The organism is Syntrophorhabdales bacterium, assembly GCA_035541455.1.
GTDB lineage: Bacteria > Desulfobacterota > Syntrophorhabdia > Syntrophorhabdales > WCHB1-27 > JADGQN01.
In genome coordinates this window covers 1-18,322 of sequence record DATKNH010000013.1, presented here as the reverse complement: position 1 = coordinate 18,322, position 18,322 = coordinate 1, and the positions used below count along the sequence as shown (strand labels likewise).

Genomic DNA, 18,322 nt, shown 5'->3' with positions numbered 1-18,322 from the left:
CACCTCGCCTAAAGCCAGTACGAAAGGAGACGCGAGAACCACTCCTTGATGCGATTGATCACCCCCCGGTGTCTCCATTCCTCCGGCGTGATTCCTTGCGACGCCTGTATGTCAGCGGCAAACATGCTTTCCATCTCAACGGCAAAGTCCTGGCCGATAATGATTGCATTTACCTCGTCGTTTCTCGCGAAGCTCCAGAGGTCAAGGTTAGTTGAACCAACCGTGGACCAGACACTGTCGATCACTGCTGTCTTGGCATGGAGCATGCCACCCTTCCGCTCATACAGTTTCACGCCTGATTCCAGAAGATCCTCATAGTGGGACCTTCCCGCATAAAAGACAAGGTCGCTGTCGCTGACCCCTGGAACAATCAATCTCACGTCCACACCGCGTTTCGCCGCATCGGTAAGTGCTGTCATGGTCTGACTGTCCGGTACAAAATATGCGTCGGTCAGGTGAACACTCTTTTCTGCGAATGTGATCGCTGATATATACATGATGTACGTCTCCCGGTTACTCTCACCCGGCGTACTTCCGATTACCTGTATCAGGTCGCTTCCCTGCCGCTTGAGCTCCGGGAAGAAATTTGTCTGCGCAAGCTCCGGGCCCTTCTGCCGTTTCCAGGTATCCAGAAAGAGTTTCTGTAATTCAGCCACTGCAGGACCTTCTATCTGAACATCGGTGTCACGCCACGGCTCTTTGCCGCTGGAGGTAGGACTGGAGGGACTGGAGGAATAGACACCGCTTATGTTCACACCACCTGTAAACGCTATTTTGCCATCCACAATCAATATCTTCCGGTGATCCCGATGCGTCAGGAAATCTACCTTCTTCGCTTTCAGGGGATTCAGCGGGTTAAACTCCAGCACTTTGGCCCCGGAGTCCCGCAGGCGCTTAAAAAAAGCGGTCGACGTGTGCATAGATCCGACACTGTCATAGATAAGATTGACCTGAACACCCTGTCCCTGTTTTTCCACCAGGAGATCCGCGAACCGCCGGCCTATATCATCATCTTCGAAGATAAACGTCTCGAAATTGATGTGATCCCTGGCACCATCAATCGCCTGCATCATCGCTCCATATGTGGCTCCTCCATCTATAAGCAGAGTGGCTTTGTTCCCGGCAATGAGGGGACTTCCACTGATTTCCTCGAGTACGATGGTCTGCCGCGTGAGGAGATCAGTCGACCCGGACTGTCGTCCGAGTCGGTCCAGAATGTGCTTGCTTTGCTCGGGCGAGAGTTCACCCCGAGGGCCGACCACTGTGGGCGAGCGTAGGTCTAACGGGCCGTATATAACGTCATTTGCATCGGGGAGGCTGGCGCAGTTATAAAGGACGACAAGGAGAAGGAATGAAGACAGTATTGCCGAAATGCGGCGCATGTGTAAACATATCCATTATTGCCACTATTTCAATGCTTGAATATCGCTGCGTCACGCATCCACCAGAGAAGTGCGAGCCCGGGCAACGCGCTGAGAGTGGCAAGGAGAAAAAAATTCGGCCACCCTATCAATTCCACTGCAAGGCCTGAGGAGAGCGAAATGAGAACCCGACCGAGGACGGCTAATGACGAAAGCAGCGCAAACTGCGTCGCGCTGTAGCGATGATCACAGAGTCCCATGAGAAAGGCCACGAAGGCTGACGTGCCCATACCCCCGGTGAGATTCTCGAATCCCACTGCAAATACAAGCATGGGATAGCTTTTCCCCGCAAGCGCAAGGGCGGTGAACGAAAGGATCGAGACCGCCTGAAGAATCCCGAAATAGAGGAGCGCACGAAAAAGCCCGAGCCGTACCATGAGCGAGCCGCCTATACCTGCCCCGATAATGAGAGAAACCATTCCGAACGCCTTGTTCACCTCTCCGACATCGCTCCGGGAAAATCCCATGCCTCCGATGAGGAATGCTGTGGTCAGGCTGCTGGCGTATGCGTCTCCCAATTTATACAGCACAATGAATACGAGCATGGCACATGCATGATTGCGGGAGAAAAAATCCTTAAGCGGTCCCCATACGGCTTGCCGCAGCGTCCTTGGGGCTCTCCACGTACCATCCGGTTCAGGCCCCATAAACGTGCCGATCATGCCCACGACCATCATAAAGGCCATCAGAAGATAGGTATTCCTCCAACCGGCACGTTCCGATACGATGAGGGCTCCCGCCCCCGAGACCAGCATGGCAATCCGATAGCCGGTCACGTAGACTGCAGTCCCGGCGCCCCGTTCGGCCTCTTGCAGCAAATCGGTCCGGTACGCATCGATCACAATGTCCTGTGAAGCAGAAAAGAATGCAACTGAGAACGCCAGAAAAGCCAACACCCCCAACCCATGCTCGGGAGATGCAAACGCCATGGTAACAATGGCCAGCAAGAGAAGGACCTGCATGGAAACGATCCATCCTCTTCGTCTTCCCAGCCACGGCACTGCGAATCGGTCCATAAGAGGCGACCAGAGGAATTTGAGCGCATACGGGAGACCTATTGCCGAGAAGATGCCCATGGTCCGGAGATTCACTCCTGATACGGTCATCCATGCCTGGAGTGTTCCGCCCGTGAGAGCGAAGGGCAAACCCGACGAGAAACCGAAGATGAGCATCAGGCCGATACGCCGGCTGCGGTAGACTTCAAGGTAGGGGCGAAGGCGGATGGCCATGGGGTTACCCGGATCCGCCTATTCCGAGAATCCCTTGGTGAGCCTTTAGAGAACCGTTACGATTTACCAGTTGTGGGCTACGAGTTTGCGGCCGAAACCCAGCATCTCCCCTGTCTTTAACCTTTAGCCTTGAACCTTGAGCCTGATCTTTTGGCGACATGACGCAGTTTATCAGATTACGATTTACCGGCTCAACTCTTTTGCGGACAAGTCTGTCAAAATTCATATAAGTTTTTCTTATATAGCATAAAAATAAATTAGTTGACATATTCACTGCTCATTATACAATTGCAGTTATGTTTCTGTTTTTGCACAAAATTCAAATCAATCGTAGTCAGAACTGCCTTAGTCAAGTGTGGAGATGAGATCCACGCAAAGTAATGTCACGATGAGCCAAGGAGGTTTTTATGTCTGTTCTGTTCACTACAGCCTATGACATCATTCCGGGGAAAGAGGACGAATACGCGAATTTTATCGCCGGTACCTACCTGAAGGAGTTAGCAGCTACAGGGCTCACGCCGGTCGGAGGCTATTACGTTGAGGTCGGTTTTGGCCCAAGGGTGATAGGCGTCAACCTGGCAACCGACCTCGAACTGCTTTCCCGCGTTATTACGAGTGAACGATTCAAACAGCTTTCACTAAATGTTAAATCGCTTGTCTACAGCTACAGGACCACCGTCCTCGAGCCGACCGGCAGGGTAAAGCGAGAAACATACACTATTCAGAAAGGTGTGTGGAAATTTAATCAGTACTACGACCTGAAGCCGGGAGTAAAAAAAGAGTACGCGGACTTCATCGTCAAGGAATACCTGCCCACTATCCAAAAAATAGATTACATGGAAGTGACAGGCGGATGGAACGTTGTTCTTGGTGGAGTCAGCGAAATCGTCAGCGAGTTCACTTTCAAAGATCCGGTGGACATCGGGCGCCTCCTGAATAACGAGGAGTTTAGAAAACTCAACCTAAAGCTGAAGGGTAAGTATGTATTGAACTACGCGAGCCGTGTGCTGCGTTGTACCGAGCGGTTCGATGAACCGCGATGGTTCAGACTCTAGTTAGCGCCACTAAAAAAAAGGGGAGGAGGAATTTATGGCGAAAACATTTACGGACCCACACGATGTACCAATGATTCCGGGAACGGAAGGCTGGGAGAAGCTGTACCCTTATCAGTATATCTTCTCCAAAGAAGATCCTGAACGTGCCAAATTTGAGAGCAGCCAGATATGGTTCTATGATGGCCTCCATTACCCGGAGCCTCATTATCCTTTCGATCTCATCTGGGATGAAGCGTGGTCTCTGGCTCTTTCGCAATATAACACCCGCCATTACATCATCCCGCCCGCCCTCGGCATCGACCACAGGATCGTTAACGGGTATGTGTACATCAGCCCTGTCGGCGTTCCCGACCCTGAGGAAGTGGGAAAGCGGGTGCCGCATTTTATGGAGCGCGCAGGGTATTATTTCCAGAACTGGGACAGGTTGTATGAAAACTGGAAGAAGAAGATGACCGCCACGATCGATAAACTCGAATCAATGAACTTTACCGACCTTCCCGTGATGGAGGATATCAGCGTCATCAAGGACGGGCTTGGAAAGGGGAGCGGCTACGAGCTCCTCAGAAGATACGATGAGCTGATCGACCTTGGCCTGCTGTGCTGGCAGTATCATTTTGAATTCCTGAACCTGTGTTACGCTGCGCAGGTGACTTTCTTCGGCACGGCTAACCAGATTTTTCCAGATGTACCGATATCAACGCTGGTCAAGATGTCGGCCGGTTTTGATCCTATCCTTTTCAAGCCCGATGCTGAACTGATAAGGCTGGCGAAACTCGCTATCGAAGTCGGTATCGAAGACATATTCGCCAAACCATTGAAAGCCGATGAGCTCATGAAGGAACTGGAGAAGCATCCTGTGGGCAAGGAGTGGCTCAAGGAACTGGAAAAAGCGCGCTACCCGTGGTTCTACATGTCTACAGGCACAGGCTGGTATCACACACATATCAGCTGGAATGATAATCTTAACGTTCCCTTCGATAATATCCGGACTAACATTAAAACCCTTAAAGCAGGCAAGGAGATCGGCAGACCGACGGCCCAGATTCTCAAGGAGCGTGATCGGATCGCGGGTGAGTACAGGAAGCTGATAAAGACCGATGCTGACAGAGAGGCATTCGATCAAGGCCTGGCTATAGCTCGGTTGGTGTTGCCTTACGCTGAGGATCATAATTTCTACGTGGAGCACTGGTTTCACAGCCTTTTCTGGGGGAAGGTCCGCCAGGTGGGCCAGATCCTTCAGAATGCGGGATTCATCGAAAATGCCGACGAGGACATCTGGTTCCTGAGGCGTGATGAGATCAAACAGGCGCTCTGGGATCATGTCACCTCCTGGGCAACGGGGGTGAGGGCGAGAGGACCTTCCTACTGGCCGAAAGAGATTGCCTGGAGAAAGGGTGTTTACGAAAAGTTCAAACAGTGGACCCCGCCGCCGGCGCTTGGCGTGCCACCAGACGTTGTGACAGAGCCCTTCACCATTGTCCTCTGGGGAGTCACCAACGATGCCCTCCAGAAGTGGCTCGCCGGCCCCGCAGAAGGAGGAGCGCAGAATGAGATCCAGGGCTCTGCAGGCTCATCCGGTGTGGTCGAAGGAAAGGCCCGGGTTCTGAAGACCGTGGACCAGCTTGCTGATCTTCAAGAGGGAGAGATACTGGTGGCGACCACCACGTCGCCCAGTTGGGCACCTGCGTTCGTCAAGATTGCAGGGGCCGTGACCGACGTGGGTGGCCCTATGTGCCACGCTGCCATTGTCTGCAGGGAATACGGATTGCCGACCGTTGTCGGGACAGGCAAGGGCACACAGCTGATAAAAACGGGTGATCTGCTCCGGATCAACGGCGACACCGGGTTAGTGCAGATACTGGAAAGAGCAAAATAGGTTAGAACAGGTTGAGGCTAAGGTTGAGGTTGAGAAAAACGAAAAGATCAGCGCTTCGCATCATGCAATTATTTCATAACCTCGACCTTGGCCTTAGCCTCAGAGTCCGGGGGTAACAAGATGACAGAAAAAGAAAAAAGGCTCACCATCTGGTACGACGAAATGGACGGTAACGACTTTCCACTCGTCGGTAAGAAAAATGCCAATCTCGGAGAAATGATCAAAGCGGGCATACCGGTCGCTCCGGGATTTTGCATCACCATTTATGCCAACGAGAAATTTATTGTTGATACGGGAATAAAATCAGAGCTGGAGAAACTGCTAACTGAGCTTGGTCAGGTGACATTTGAAACCGCAAAGCAGGCAAGCGAAACAGGCATTCGCTTAATTGAAAACGCGCAGGTACCATCCGACATAGAAGAAGATATACTCGCCAATTACAAGAAGCTTTGCGAAAGGAGCAAGACGGGCGTCTGTCCTGTGGCAGTCAGATCGAGTGGCGCCGTATCCATGCCGGGCCAGATGGAGACATATCTCAATATACGCGGAGAAAAGGACCTTATCGACTACGTCAAGAGATGCTGGGCCAGTGCCTACAATGTCGAAGCTATCATGTACCGCATGAACAAGGGAATGCCGTTCCTCTTCAATATAGGCGTCGGTATCCCTAAGATGGTCAACTCCAGAGTATCGGGGATAATCTTTACCATTAACCCCGTGAACGGCGATCTTTCAAAAATTTCGATTGATGCGAGTTGCGGTCTCGGAGAGGCTGTAGTCAGCGGCATGGTAACGCCAGACACATACCTTGTCGACAAGATCACCCTCGACACCATAAAGACAACCATAGGCAGCAAAGAGACCCAATGCGTTTACCGGGAGAATGGGAGCGACATCCTGCAGACAGAAGTGCCTGAGGAGATGAGGTGTGTTCCCTGTCTCACACACTTTGAATTGAAAGAGCTTGCCCGCGTCGGAAAATTGATCGAGAACTATTATGGAAAACCTTACGACATCGAGTTCGGGATCGATGCCGATTTTCAGTTCCCCGAAAATATCATCATTCTCCAGGTGAGACCTGAATCCGTCTGGAGCAAGAAGGAGGTTGCGCCAAAAACTGAACAGAAGAAAGATGCCATGGACCGCATCTTAGGCCAGTTACTGACGGGGGTGAGGATAAAATAGGTTCGCATGCTCAATCGCATCGGATGATCAAGAGAGCGGCAGGTTTCGAAGCGGCTGATCGGTAGAGATGGGGCGATGCAAGCGACCGCGAGGGGAACGGCAAGCGGCGCATAGTGCAAGGCATCGAACAAGTGCACAAAAAAGGGGAGAGGAGATTATGGGGAATGAAAGAGAGGCAACAATTGGCGCGGGGGAGGTACTTGGAGACGATACGAAATCGAAGATCGGTGTTGGTCCCGAAGGGAGATTGGGTGGCCTCATCCAATTCATCGGTCTCACCATCCTTGGCACAATTCTTTTTGTGTACGCCGTGCCGCCGGCATTGCTTGTACTGAAACTTCTGCCTGCCATTCTTATCATGCTCATCGCGGAAGGGCACCTGGTACTTATAGGGGATTGCTTTCCGTGCGCGCCTCCTGCAGGTAACTGGACGCCTGCAATGTCTCGCTTCGCAGTGGGAGTCAAAATGACCATCCTGTGGGGCATATTCACGTTTGTCATCTTGCTTTTCATGCGGTTCGTCTATCCGCAGTGGCCGATAGGGCCTCTCTATCTCTGGTTTGGCGCAATAGGGTTCTGGTGTACGCTCCTCTACGGCAAGAACTGGAACACCTGGCCCTTTAAAGGACGACTCCATCCCTGGGGCACTATGGTGGCAGGGTTCATTGTTGTCATGGTCGTTACCATCCTAGTCTGGAATTTCCTGACCAATCTTGACGGAACACCTGTTGCCAATGCCCCGATGGACCATAAAGGTCCTCTCAATGTGAACTGGCTTACCGGATACATTGTATGGGCAATCGCCTGGTTTTTCGTGTTCTGCCCGGTGTTTGTAACGCAGGGCTGGCCGTTCAGGAAATGGGGGCATCCCGGAGCAGCTATAGGCCAGACCATCCTTTCGCACATTCTCGCGTTGATTTGCTGGCAGGGGAGCCTGGCACTTGGTGTCAGCCCCTCGTTCTCCTTTGGGGCCGTGGCTTCTTCTATAATCACCTGGTCGCTCTTTTACTCCTGGCATTTTCAGTTCTGGGGGATCACGAAGCTTACGGGAGCGGCAAGGGCGGTTGCGGCCTTCGTAATAGTGATCGTGATCAGCGCCATCTGGATAGCCATCTGCAATGTGATATTGGGACCAGTGGCTGACAGTGTAGCAGCTGCCAAGCTTCCTGCAGACATAAACATACTCATCATCTATCTCAACCTTTGTATTTTGGCACCGGGCTTTATTGCCCACAACGCCTTTTTTCTGAGATGGCCATTGACGCTACCTACACCGCCCGGAACCCCACCGCCAGACCAAAGCGTCTAGGAAGAGGGGCAGTAAACCGAGCGGAGAATTCTATCAGGCTTGCATGAGTTCACGAAAAAGACTTCTTGTTATTGCCACACTGGACACCAAGGGGCGGGAGGCAGCCTACATCAAGGAGTGCGCCGAGGGGCGGGGCGTCAAGACAATGCTCATGGACGTGGGAACCCTCGGCCCACCCCAGGCGCCTCCCGACCTTACGCGTGACGATCTTGCATCTGCAGCCGGCTCAGATCTGGCTGCGAGCATCACAAAGCAGACCAGGTCAAATGCAGTCAGGACCGTTCAAACGGGCGGGGCCATCATCGCAACGCGCCTTCAACAAAGAGGTCAGATAGACGGCGTCATAGGTCTCGGAGGCGGTACGGGAACCGCTATAGTAACTTCAATCATGCGGTCGCTGCCCTTCGGTTTCCCCAAGGTGGCCGTGTCTACGGTCGCGTCACGGGACGTCAGAGAGTATGTCGGGACAAAAGATATCCTGATGTTTCACTCGGTAGCAGACCTTCTGGGGTTTAACGATTTCATGCGCCATATCCTCGCCCAGGCAGCCTATGCCGTCTGCGGCATGATGGAAAAGGAGAGCACGATCAGAACAGAACGGCCTATGGTCGGCGTTACTGCGTACGGGATCAATTCCGGCTGCGCAGTGCTCGCAGAGCCGCTTCTGGATGCGCGAGGATACGATATGATCGGTTTTCATGCGAATGGTTGCGGCGGTATGGCGATGGAAGAGATGATCGCAGAAGGCCTCATTGCAGGTGCGCTCGATTTCAATCCTCATGAGATAGCCGATGAGATGTTCGGAGGGTACTGCAAAGGAATAGGACCGGAGCGGCTTGAGACCGCGGGCAGAATGGGCATCCCGCTTATCTTCGCGCCGGGTGGGCTTGACAACGCCGTATTCAGCCCGTATTATCCTATGCCTGACGAATTGAAGGGAAGAAGAATTCACGGCCATGACACTCGGTTCTGTGTGCGCATGGAAGCTCCTGAAATGGAAAAGTTTGCTCGCATAGTGGCAGAGAAGCTGAATAAAGGTAGAGGTCCCGCTCGGGTGCTCATCCCCACGAAAGGCTGGTCGGATGCAGACAAGCAAGGTATGGCACTCTTTGATCCTGCTGTTGATCGCATCTTTACAGAAAAGCTCAAATCGCTCCTTGATCCACGCATACCCGTGGAAGAACTCGACGTACACATAAGCGAACCTGCTTTCGCAGAGCGGGCGGTCGATATTCTTGACGGCATGATAAGAGCCTCACGGGCGGGGACACTGTAAGGTGGCAGCCGCTCCCGGCACAGGTCTTTCATCTTCTGTAAAATCTGGCGCAGTATCCGTAAGAAAGGGGAAGTTCAAGGTAAGCGCAATCATCTACGAGATGGGTCCGGACATCCTGGTGGCCGTATGGGGCGGCACATACCCTCACGTAGGCGCCGTCGGAATGGCCCAGCCGCGCCAGAGCCTCAAAGACCCTGAAGAGACATCGGCTACCAGCTCAGTCTTCACATTTGCGGGCCACAAGGAAGACCTGCTGGTCAAACCGCTTGCCGAGGAACTCGCCCGCAGACTCAACCGCAATGCTGTAGTCACCGCAGGTATTCACTGGGATAAGCTGACGGAGGATGAGATAAAGATTGTTCAGGAAGTCTGCAGCGAGCTTCCAGAAAAAATCATCAAGAAATGCAAAACTAGAACGTAGACTCCATCGGACGCTTACAACCGCAGTTCTCTCACGTGGCTGACGAATTTCTGGATTGAAGGATCATAGCGCCTCGCCTTGAGGAAGAGGACAGAAACCTCCAGGAAAAGGGGGTCGCGTAAAGAGATACGGGTGATGGACTTATCCTCTTCTTCGTTCACGGCACGCCTGATAAGTATGGAAACACCCTTTTCTTGCGCTACCCACTCCTTGATGAATTCAGTACTTTTTGCTTCGATCAGCACGGAAGGAGCAATGCCAATTCGTGAAAAGGCTGCAAGCACCACATCCCGGGTTGCAGAACCCTCCTCCCTGATAATCAAAGGGTAGGCTTTAATGTCGGATAGAGAGACTGTCCTCCTGCGTGCCAGAGGGTGACCATTGGCCGTTATCAATACGAGTTCCTCCCTCAGGACCGGGAAGGCTTGCATCTTCTTCGAGACGTGAAGCGTGGCTGCGATAACGATATCGTTCTGGCCGGCGACGAGGCTTTTTTTCATTTCATTGGAAGAGCCCACGTCCAGCCTTATCTTTATGTTTGGATACGTCTTCTGAAAATCTCCCAGCACGTAGGGCATCATGATCCTCGAATACGTAGGCACAGTCCCTATGCGAAGATAAGGGCGCAGTTCTTTGTGCAACGTGCGCAGAGTATTCTCCAGATCCTCTGCCATCTTTTCCAGTTTCTGCGCGTAACGATAGATCACCCTGCCTTCCTTGGTAAGCTCAAATTTTCCCCTGTCCCTCTTCAGGAGCTTCAGGCCCGTCTGCGCCTCCAGCTGCGCAACGTGATTCGAAACTCCCGGCTGCGTCATAAGGAGGGCATCCGCCGCCTTGGAGAAACTTCTGTGTTGAACCACTCTGGAAAAGACAATGAGAGAGCCAAGGGAATAGGAAAGCATAAGTTTTACTTATAGAATATAAGAACAAATAAATTGACATGTCAAGCAGATATCATAGAATGGGTAAAATGGAATAGTGAGCGGTAAGCAGTGAGCAGCCGTAAACACTGCAGCGTTTCTCTTGATCCGGCTGATACATTTACTGTTTACCGGATGTTTGTTCCTTTCAACTGCTCGCTATTAACTGTTCACTGAAAAGGGGGTGTCTATGGATCTTCGGGATTTCGTGGCACAGTGTGAGAAGGTAGGTCAACTGAAGAGAGTCAAGGCCGAGGTTGATTGGGATCTGGAAATCTCTCATGTCGCAAAGATCGTTGAAGAGAAAAGTGGCCCTGCACTTCTATTTGAGAACGTGAAGGGATATAAGAGTCCCGTCCTGACCGGTGCGTTCGGTACAACGCAGAGATTGGCGATGATACTCGGCAAAAACCCGGACCTCTCCATGGTGCAGCTCACAAAGGAATGGGTGAATATCGCAGTCAAAGAGGTGCTTCGGGCGAAGGAAGTGAAAGACGGCCCTATCTTCGAAAACATCGTCGAGGCTGATAAAGTGGACACGTTTGCCTTTCCTTCTCCGAAATTCTATGAGCTGGACGGAGGACGCTACTTCGGCACCGCAGTATTCATGGTTCTGCAGGACCCGGAGACGGGGAACATAAACCTGGGCACCTATCGTATGGGCATCCTCGACAACAAGACTATAGGAGTCCAGATACTCAAAGGGAAAACCGGAGACCGGATCATGAAGAAGTATGGCAAGGCCGGCAAGAAGATGCCGGCGTGTGCCATCATAGGCGGGGATCCCCTCCATATCTTTGCGAGCGCTGCGACCGTCAAGGCCAAGAGCGGGTACGATGTTGTGAGCTCTCTGCGCGGTGAGCCCGTTGAAGTGGTGAAGGGGCAGCTCACAGGCCTGCCCATTCCCGCTGCTGCGGAGATAGTTCTGGAAGGAGAGATCGACCCGCAGCAGCTCCGTAACGAAGGGCCCTTCGGTGAATACACCGGGTACTACACGGAGGAGCTGATAAAGCCTATCCCAAAGCCGGCACTTAACGTACAGCGCGTCTATTTCAGAAACAATCCCATTCTGTGGGAGACAAGCGTGGGCAGGCCCGTAGGTGATCAGCACATGCTCTACGCCTTCACGCGTAATGCATCCCTGTGGACCGATCTTACCAAGATGGAGATCCCCGGCATAAAATCGGTTTACACATTGCCGGAAGGCTCAGGACGTTTCATTGTAGTGGTCTCGGTCCAGCAGATGTACCCCGGTCACGCGGATCAGGTAGGGGCTGCGGTCATCGCGAGTAATACGGGCACCTACGGCATTAAATGCGTTATTATCGTAGATGACGATATTGACGCAGACGATCTCCCGAGAGTCTGGTGGGCGCTGGGGACGCGTTACAGCCCTTCGCGCGGCACACAGATCATCAACAGGGGAAGGTCAACTCCTCTAGACCCGGCAATCGGCGCCGACGAAAACAAGTTCATCACGTCACGCATCATCATGGACGCCACCATACCGTTTGATTGGAAGGTCAAACCTTCAGAGATCAAACTCTCGGAAGGCATGCTTTCTAAAGTGAAGGCCAGATGGGCTGAGTATGGAATAGATTGAGTAGCGCGAGCCCGGACCCGCTTGCGGATCGGCCGCGAAATCTATCTAGCGAGCGCCGCGAGCGAGAAGGGGAGGCTCCGGCGGCTTTGCCGATGGAGGGGGCGACGCGAGCCCCATTAATAGACTAAGGGGGAGAAGCGATGGCATCGGAAAAGGATATGAACGCTGCGAAAGAGAGAGCAAAGAAGATAAAGCTGTTTGCCCATGATATTCACGGCGTACTGACGACTAATACGGTCTTCTGCGATGTGGAAGGAAACAGGCGCTACGCCTTCTGGCACATGGACGGCTTTGGCGATCTGTCGATGATGGCAAATGACATCAAGCCTGTTTTCCTCGATTCCACCTCTATTGATGGGGAAGGATTGTATCGGGCGAAGGAGCTGAAGCTGGACAAGATGTATTTTGCAGTCAAGGACAAAGCGGCCAAACTGGAAGAGTTGAAGAAAGATTTGAATCTGACAGACGAGCAGATCGGCTACATCGGTTGCGAGTTGACGGATATCCCGCTGATGAAAAAAGCAGGATTTGCGGTGGCCGTGGCCGATGCCATTCCAGAAGTGAAAGAGTTGGCCCACTACGTGACCGCAGCGCCAGGGGGCAAAGGCCCGATAAGGGAAGTATGTGAATTCATCCTGCGGTCAATGGGCAAGTGGGATGAGTGGGTGGAGAAGGTAACAAAGATGGGTTACAAATAAGGGGGGTGAGTCTATGAGCCAGGCAGATGCAACCGAAAAAGCAAAAAAAGTGAAGTTCGTTATCTTCGATATTCATGGCATACTCACAGACAACACGCTCTTTTACACACAGGACGGCGTGAAGTCTGAAGCGTTCTGCCTCCATGACCGCATCGGTATCAAGGCACTCATGGATTCCGGCGTCGGCGTTTCCTTCCTGACAAGCAAGGTCGCGAGAGACGTGGAACAGATGGCAACAATTTACGGTGTTCCACCTGATATGCTCTGGGGGAGTTCAGCAAAGATGGCAAGGCTCGACGAGTTCGAGAAGCAGTCGGGGCTGAAGGACGACGACATATGCTACGTGGGCGATGAGATGATCGACCTCGGGATCATGAAGCGGGTCTTCTTCTCTGTGGCTCCGGCAGACGGCTCGCCCGAGGCCAGAGCAATCGCTGACCTCGTTACAAAGGCCGGCGGAGGTAGAGGAGTAGCCCGTGAACTGGCCGAGTTTATTTTAAGGGCACAGGGCAAGTGGGACCAGTTTGTAGCGCAGTACGGATAAGAAGGACAAAGGCCAAAGGCTCACGGCTAACGAATAGAGGGGGTAACAGATGGCTTACAAGTACTACAAAGACAACAGAGTATACATTGAAGCACTGCAGAAGACGGGTGATCTGGTCGTAATCAATGAGGAGGTGGACTGGGACCTTGAGATGGGCGCCATCGTGCGTAGAATGTGCGAACGCAAATCACCGGCCGCCTACTTCAAGAAGATAAAAGAGTATCCCGAATTTGAGGCATTCGGCGCGCCGATCGCCACGTGGCGCCGCCTCGCCATCTGCTTTGGACTGCCTCCAGAGGCGACAATTCCTGAGATCCAGACGGAATACTTGAAAAGAACCAGCGGACCGGCCATCCCACCGCGCATTATCGATAAGAAGGATGCCCCCTGCAAAGAAAAGATTCTCATGGGTGACGACGCGAACCTTCTTAACCTTCCTGCGCCCATGGTCCACGACGGTGATGGAGGCCGCTACATCTGCACATGGCACTTTGTTGTGGCGAAAGACTACGACACGGATTTCGTCAACTGGGGTATGTATCGCCAGATGCTCTTTGACGAAAAGACAATGGTCGGACCGGTGCTGCCTTTCTCGGACATGGGCAAGATGCTGTACGGCAAGTACGCGCCGCGAAATATTCCCATGCCCTTCGCCACAGTTATAAGCCCTGATCCTCTCTCGGCCATAGCAAGTTCCGCACCGAGCCCCATTGCAGAATCTGATTTCACGGGTCAGCTCATGGGAGAGCCTGTTGAACTCGTCAAATGTGAAACATGCGATCTCTATGTGCCGGCCCACGCCGAGATCATCATCGAGGGCGTCATTGTGCCCAACCTCACCATTGAAGAGGCACCATTCGGTGAGTACACCGGCTACAGGACAAGCCCGCGCGACAAGCGGACCGTCTACCGCGTAAAAGCAGTCACCATGCGCAAGAAACCTATCATGGCCGTTTCAAACATGGGCGTACCCACGGATGAAGGGCAGCTGCTCCGTTCCTTCTCCATGGCGCTCGAAATGGAAAGAATGCTGCGAGACCAGGGGCTTCCCATCTCGGGCGTCTACATGCTCCCTGAGTCAACACACCATCTTGTGGTGGTGGGCGTGAAACCGATATACGCCAATATCGCCACACAGATCAGCCAGTTGGTCTTCGGCAGCAAGTTCGGCGCGTGGTTTCACATGGTGCTCGTGGTAGATGACAAAACCGATATCTACAACAAGGATGAGATCATTCACGCGCTCTCCACGCGCTGCCATCCTGTAAGAGGCATACGCGTGACAGAGCACGGCTTCGGTACGCCGCTCAATCCCTTCGCGAGCCCGGAGGAGCGGAAATTCAGCAGGACGCCCAAGGTCGTCTTCGACTGCCTCTTTCCGCCCGAATGGCCTACATCCGACCTGCCCATCCCGGTGAGTTTCGGCAGCACGTATCCAAAGCAAATCCAAGAGCGCGTGCTCGAAAAATGGCGCACTTACGGCTTCAAAGATTAGGAGGTCTTTATGGCAACCTGGGATACTTACATACAGAAAGATTTTGGAGCGTTAGGCGAGGATGAGGAGTGGGTGGCCGTAATTCGCGACCTCACGCCCGGCCGAGGAAAGTACAGGTCGACGCATGCAAGGATACGAATATCAAAGGACCCCAAAAAATATCCTGAGACACTCTGGGTGAGGCTCGGCAGGGGCCAGCTTATTGAAACCCCTTGCTCCATGCAGATTCTCGAATTTGTCGACGTTTTCCCAGAAGGGATGTGATTCATGGAGTCGCTGCGGGACTACGTTGCGTTTACCAGGAAGCACGGCCTGCTCCTCGAAATCGATGAGCAGGTTGTCAGGGAAGACATCCCCCAATTGATAGAGCAACTCTCGGACACAAAGAAAGTGCTGCTCTTCAAGAGCCTCAAAGGATACACGTGCTCCCTTGTTGCGAACCTCGTTCCATCGCACGAAATCTTCCGCCTCATCTTCGACACGGATGATCCGTACAACTTCTTTCTTCAAAGCCTCAAAAAAACAGCAAAGACCGTGCAGACTGAAAGAAAACTGGAGACGGTGAGCGTTAAAGGGCGGGACCTCCTGTCATTGCTCCCCATACTGAAGCACTACGAAAAAGATTCGGCACCTTTCATAACCACGAGCATCGCCTCAGCCCGCGACCCGGATACGGGCGTAGTGGGAAGAGGCGTCCATAGAATGGAGTACCGGGGCAAGAACCGTATGGGTATCGCTATCATCAACCCTCCTCTTGTCGATATTTACAGGAAACATAAGGCAAAGGGCGAAAGGATGCCCATCACTATCGCCATCGGCGTGGACCCGCTTCTTTTCCTGGGGATGGCACTGAAAGCTCAGCCCGGCCAGGACAAGCTGGAGATGGCAGGCGGCTTGAAAGGAAAAGGGGTGAAGGTGGTGCAATCCTTCGATGCCCGGATCGACGTGCCGGCAGGTGCAGAAATCTATCTCGAAGGCTACATCGACACTAAAGATGTGAGACAGGACGGCCCTCTCGGGGAAATCAGCGGCTACTACATGACAAACAAGGAAAGCCCCACGATGATCGTGAATCGGCTCTCCTACCAACCCGCACCAATGTATCATGCACTTCTGCCGACCAGCCTTGAAGGAGATACCTACCTCACGTTCGTCAGCAGGGCTCTTATAGAAGAAACACTGAAGAAACTCTTCCCGTTCATCGTCGATCTTGCATTCGTACAGAAAACGTTTGGGTCCTCAGTTGTGGTTTCCGTCAAACCGGTTCACAGATCGAGGATACGCAACCTGTTGCTCTCTTTACTTGCCTTCCAGACCATAAAGAAAGCAGTTGTGGTGGATGAAGATATTGACCTCCACAATCTCAGGGATGTAGAATGGGCTCTGGTTACCAGGTGTGTGGCTGACAGGGATATTCTGATCATACCTGACCTGCATGCGCAGGCCATCGACCCTCAGGCTGAGCACGGCCTGGGTGTTTCGAAAATGGGAATTGATGCCACCACACAGGGAAAAACCTTCGAGGAAAAGGCGGCTGTAGCAGCCGGGAATCGCAGGAACATTGAACGCATTCTCAAATCACTGGGAGGGGTCTGTTCATGAGGATCATAGTCGGCATTTCAGGTGCGACCGGTGTGGTCTACGGTGTGCGCATGCTGAAGGCGCTGCGCGCCTGCGGTGTTGAGACACACCTTGTCGTGACACAGTCAGCCATCAAGAATCTGGTCATAGAGACAGAGTACACGAGGACCGACCTGGAATCCCTGGCGCATACAGTGTACGACGTGGAGGACATCGGTGCAGCCATCGCCAGCGGTTCGTACCAGGTCGACGGAATGGTCGTCATCCCCTGCTCTATCAAAACGCTCTCTGCGGTTGCCAATTCCTTCAACTACAACCTTCTCGTCAGAGCAGCAGACGTAACGCTCAAGGAACGCAGAAGGCTCGTGCTCGTGGTAAGGGAAACACCGCTCCACGAAGGGCACCTGGACCTCATGGCCAAAGTAACACGAACGGGCGGGATTATCATGCCGCCTGTGCCGGCCTTTTACCACATGCCGAAAACGATCGACGATATTATTGATCAGACAGTAGGAAAGGTTCTCGATCTTTTCTCCATCGACGCCAAGATCTTCAAGAGGTGGGGAACGAAGAACAATATGAAGCTGGTACGGGAACGGGGAAGAAAGTAGTACCCACAAGAACGTTACGAGTTACGGGTTGCGAGCCACGCGTTACAAAACGTCAAACTCTTTAACTCGAAACCCGCAACGAGGGCTGTACGATGAAGATTAAGGGTAAAGTCGTCACGGGGCTTGGCGAATCAGGAAAATTTCTTGCGATAGATTGGGTGAATCGGGCAGTATGCGAGAAGTTCACCTTCACGCCTTTCTGCGGCACGCTCAATATAGAGGTGAGAGATCCGGCTATCCAGAAGGAACTGATACAAAAGGCCGAAGACAGAATTGCTTCATGTGAAGAAGGTTTCTGTGATGCGGTGACCTATCGCGGACGGGTCAACGGACGGTATGAATGCGGCCTCATAATACCCCTGGTTCCGAACTACCCGGAGCAGATACTGGAGATTGTCGCGCCGGTTCACCTGAAGGATGCGCTGAATATCAAAGATGGTGATGAGATCGAGCTGGAGCTGGAAATTACCGGGCCTCACTGAGCCGGGAAATTTTTGCCCCGGCGTGCTGCATGTGTGACAGGTAGTCATCCAACAGCACTTTTTTTACTGACCCGCCTCTTTTCTTTGTCCCCGAAGCATGTATGAGATAGACTGATCGGCCCAAACCGTCATTCCTCGTTTCAATCTTGATAATGCCCATGTGGGCGATGAGCCCTCCCTGGGTTCTGGCAGGGTCCCTGACAAAATAGAGTATGTCACCTGTGTTCAGGCGATGTAAGGCAGCATGTATCTCGGACGGAGGCAAGAAATCGAACCGCGTACCGCTCTTCGGCTCGGCGAACTCACGGGTCTTCCCGACCGTAGCAGTAATCTCAAGCCCGTACTTTCCGCTTGCTATCATGTCGATCCCGTCCTGGTACCGCTCATCGTAGTTGATTACCTTTCCATCCTTGACAAGACCCCTGGTGTGGAAGCGCAGCACAAGCGCCTTATCGACGGCCCCTTCAGCATTATCTGACAGAGCCAGTTCAACCGATCGAAAGGTGAGATACATACAGTCAACACGCTCGTCGGCAACGATGAGCGACCTCCTGACGTAATCACCTAGGGGATCTGTGTCATAGGCCGTGCCGATGAACTGCTCGGCCCACCACGC

Annotated in this window: 18 protein-coding genes; 14 read left to right on the top strand and 4 right to left on the bottom strand. The window is 52.8% G+C overall.

The window, feature by feature from the left end:
• Positions 1-8 precede the first annotated feature (8 nt).
• Together cls and VMT71_01185 are read right to left on the bottom strand one after the other, a co-directional pair.
• Entirely contained in the window at positions 9-1,382 is a 1,374-nt protein-coding gene (cls, locus tag VMT71_01190; protein ID HVN22555.1) for a cardiolipin synthase, read from the bottom strand.
• A gap of 29 nt (positions 1,383-1,411) precedes the next feature.
• Entirely contained in the window at positions 1,412-2,650 is a 1,239-nt protein-coding gene (locus VMT71_01185) for an MFS transporter (protein ID HVN22554.1), read from the bottom strand.
• A gap of 407 nt (positions 2,651-3,057) precedes the next feature.
• On the opposite strand from VMT71_01185, the gene VMT71_01180 reads away from it, so the two are divergent.
• The 6 genes from VMT71_01180 to VMT71_01155 all read left to right on the top strand — a co-directional run bounded on the left by VMT71_01180 (position 3,058) and on the right by VMT71_01155 (position 9,772).
• A complete protein-coding gene (locus VMT71_01180; protein ID HVN22553.1) occupies positions 3,058-3,705 on the top strand; it encodes a hypothetical protein in 648 nt (215 codons plus the stop codon).
• Between the two features lie 34 nt (positions 3,706-3,739).
• Positions 3,740-5,581, top strand: a complete 1,842-nt coding sequence (locus VMT71_01175) for a PEP-utilizing enzyme (GenBank protein HVN22552.1) — start codon at positions 3,740-3,742, stop codon at positions 5,579-5,581.
• 120 nt (positions 5,582-5,701) lie between these two features.
• Complete coding sequence (locus VMT71_01170) at positions 5,702-6,766, top strand: PEP/pyruvate-binding domain-containing protein (GenBank protein ID HVN22551.1); 1,065 nt, start codon at positions 5,702-5,704, stop codon at positions 6,764-6,766.
• Between the two features lie 157 nt (positions 6,767-6,923).
• Entirely contained in the window at positions 6,924-8,075 is a 1,152-nt protein-coding gene (locus VMT71_01165) for a hypothetical protein (GenBank protein ID HVN22550.1), read from the top strand.
• A gap of 43 nt (positions 8,076-8,118) precedes the next feature.
• Entirely contained in the window at positions 8,119-9,351 is a 1,233-nt protein-coding gene (locus tag VMT71_01160; GenBank protein HVN22549.1) for a Tm-1-like ATP-binding domain-containing protein, read from the top strand.
• 1 nt (position 9,352) lies between these two features.
• Positions 9,353-9,772 (top strand): hypothetical protein, encoded by a 420-nt coding sequence (locus VMT71_01155; GenBank protein HVN22548.1) that lies wholly within the window; start codon positions 9,353-9,355, stop codon positions 9,770-9,772.
• A gap of 14 nt (positions 9,773-9,786) precedes the next feature.
• Here VMT71_01155 and VMT71_01150 read toward each other — a convergent pair whose 3' ends face one another.
• Complete coding sequence (locus tag VMT71_01150; protein HVN22547.1) at positions 9,787-10,674, bottom strand: LysR family transcriptional regulator; 888 nt, start codon at positions 10,672-10,674, stop codon at positions 9,787-9,789.
• A gap of 208 nt (positions 10,675-10,882) precedes the next feature.
• Here VMT71_01150 and ppcB point away from each other — a divergent pair, with 208 nt between their 5' ends.
• The 8 genes from ppcB to VMT71_01110 all read left to right on the top strand — a co-directional run bounded on the left by ppcB (position 10,883) and on the right by VMT71_01110 (position 17,706).
• Positions 10,883-12,295, top strand: a complete 1,413-nt coding sequence (gene ppcB / locus VMT71_01145; protein HVN22546.1) for a phenylphosphate carboxylase subunit beta — start codon at positions 10,883-10,885, stop codon at positions 12,293-12,295.
• 140 nt (positions 12,296-12,435) lie between these two features.
• Positions 12,436-12,993 carry an HAD hydrolase family protein gene (locus VMT71_01140; GenBank protein ID HVN22545.1) on the top strand — a complete coding sequence of 186 codons (558 nt, stop codon included), beginning with the start codon at positions 12,436-12,438 and terminating at the stop codon, positions 12,991-12,993.
• A 13-nt stretch (positions 12,994-13,006) separates the two neighbouring features.
• The gene (locus VMT71_01135) at positions 13,007-13,537 is read left to right on the top strand and encodes an HAD hydrolase family protein (protein HVN22544.1); all 531 of its coding nucleotides are present in this window, start codon (positions 13,007-13,009) and stop codon (positions 13,535-13,537) included.
• A gap of 49 nt (positions 13,538-13,586) precedes the next feature.
• Positions 13,587-15,032, top strand: a complete 1,446-nt coding sequence (ppcA, locus tag VMT71_01130; protein HVN22543.1) for a phenylphosphate carboxylase subunit alpha — start codon at positions 13,587-13,589, stop codon at positions 15,030-15,032.
• Between the two features lie 9 nt (positions 15,033-15,041).
• The gene (locus VMT71_01125; protein ID HVN22542.1) at positions 15,042-15,296 is read left to right on the top strand and encodes a phenylphosphate carboxylase subunit gamma; all 255 of its coding nucleotides are present in this window, start codon (positions 15,042-15,044) and stop codon (positions 15,294-15,296) included.
• Positions 15,297-15,299: 3 nt separating this feature from the next.
• The gene (locus VMT71_01120) at positions 15,300-16,634 is read left to right on the top strand and encodes a UbiD family decarboxylase (GenBank protein ID HVN22541.1); all 1,335 of its coding nucleotides are present in this window, start codon (positions 15,300-15,302) and stop codon (positions 16,632-16,634) included.
• Positions 16,631-17,224 (top strand): UbiX family flavin prenyltransferase, encoded by a 594-nt coding sequence (locus VMT71_01115; GenBank protein HVN22540.1) that lies wholly within the window; start codon positions 16,631-16,633, stop codon positions 17,222-17,224. The genes VMT71_01120 and VMT71_01115 overlap by 4 nt, the downstream gene beginning before the upstream one ends.
• 92 nt (positions 17,225-17,316) lie before the next feature.
• On the top strand, positions 17,317-17,706 hold the full coding sequence (locus tag VMT71_01110) for a DUF120 domain-containing protein (protein HVN22539.1): 390 nt from the start codon (positions 17,317-17,319) through the stop codon (positions 17,704-17,706).
• Here the strand turns inward: VMT71_01110 and VMT71_01105 are convergent.
• Positions 17,690-18,322: hypothetical protein (locus VMT71_01105; protein HVN22538.1), on the bottom strand; the 633-nt coding region annotated here is incomplete at its 5' end. The two genes, VMT71_01110 and VMT71_01105, sit on opposite strands and share 17 nt — an antisense overlap.